Genomic DNA, 1,284 nt, shown 5'->3' with positions numbered 1-1,284 from the left:
AGAGGTGGTTCGGTTTGTCTGAACAGTTTCGGGCGTTTCGTTAAGTGGATTTCCGCCGCGATTATGCCGCCACCATCATTGGTGTCAGCGCGTTGAAGTAGACCTGATCCGGCGTCTGCCGGTCAAGGGATGAATGTGGGCGTCGGCTATTGTAAAAGGTCAGATATCGACCGATGCCGACGCGGGCCTCAGACACGGTCTTGTAGGCGTGGAGATAAACCTCCTCATATTTGATCGACCGCCAGAGCCGCTCGACGAAGACATTGTCCCGCCACGCGCCCTTGCCATCCATCGAGATGGCGACTTCCGCCTTCTTCAGCACGGTGGTGAAGTCAATGGACGTGAACTGCGATCCCTGATCTGTGTTGAAGATATCCGGCTTGCCATAGCGGGCCAGCGCTTCCTCAACCGCTTCGATGCAGAAGGCCGCTTCCATCGTGATCGACAGTCGCCACGATAAAACCTTGCGGCTGAACCAGTCCACGACGGCGCAGAGATAGACAAAACCACGCGCCATGGGGATATAGGTCAGATCCATTGCCCACACCTGGTTGGGCCGGGTGACCGCCAGCTTGCGCAGGAGATAGGGATAGATTTTGTGCCCTGGCGCTGGCTTCGAGGTGTTCGGGCGGCGATAGATTGCCTCAATGCCCATCTTTTTCATCAGCGTTGCGATATGAAGCCGCCCAGTTTCCAGCCCTTCTCCTCTCAAAAGCCCTTGCAACATCCGACTTCCGGCAAAAGGGTAGTCGAGATGCAGTTCGTCGATCCGCCGCATCAAAGCCAGATCGCTGTCCGACACTGATCGTGGAGAATAGTAGACGCTGCTACGGCTGAAGCCGAGAAGCCGGGCCTGCCTTGCAACCGACAGCTTGTGCGCGCGGTCAATCATTTTTTTCCGCCCAGCAATCCCGCCTTGCCGAGCGCACCGGACAAAAAATCGTTCTCCAGCGTCAGTTCGCCGATTTTGGCATGAAGCGTTTTGACATCAACGGTTGGCCCTGTCGGTTCCGCCTTGTTCTCATCACCGAAAACGCCGGTCGCCCCCTCAAGGAGCTGGTCTTTCCACTGCTTAATCTGGTTGGCATGCACGTCGAACTGCTGGGACAATTCCACCAGTGTCTGCTCGCCTCGAATGGCGGCAAGCGCCACCTTTGCCTTGAAAGCCGGGCTGTGGTTCCGGCGTGGTCGTCTCGTCATGGTATCTCCTGTTCTCGGCATCTAAGCCGAAGTCAGGCAGAAATTCCACTTATCTCCGCTGTCCAGATTTCCCGAACCACCTCT

The 1,284-nt window shown here is 56.6% G+C and carries 1 protein-coding gene; it reads right to left on the bottom strand.

Annotated elements, in window-relative coordinates; all coding sequences use genetic code 11:
- Positions 1-61: 61 nt before the first annotated feature.
- Positions 62-1,200 (bottom strand): IS3 family transposase gene (locus FIB18_RS24675; RefSeq protein WP_164844698.1). Its coding sequence is split into 2 segments (ribosomal slippage): positions 62-942 and positions 942-1,200, totalling 1,140 coding nucleotides; the frame shifts between segments, so codons are not numbered across the junction.
- Between the last annotated feature and the right edge of the window lie 84 nt (positions 1,201-1,284).

It is taken from the genome of Brucella pecoris, assembly GCF_006376675.1.
GTDB lineage: Bacteria > Pseudomonadota > Alphaproteobacteria > Rhizobiales > Rhizobiaceae > Brucella > Brucella pecoris.
The sequence above is the reverse complement of the archived record's forward strand: the minus strand, read 5'-3'. Positions and strand labels throughout refer to the sequence as shown.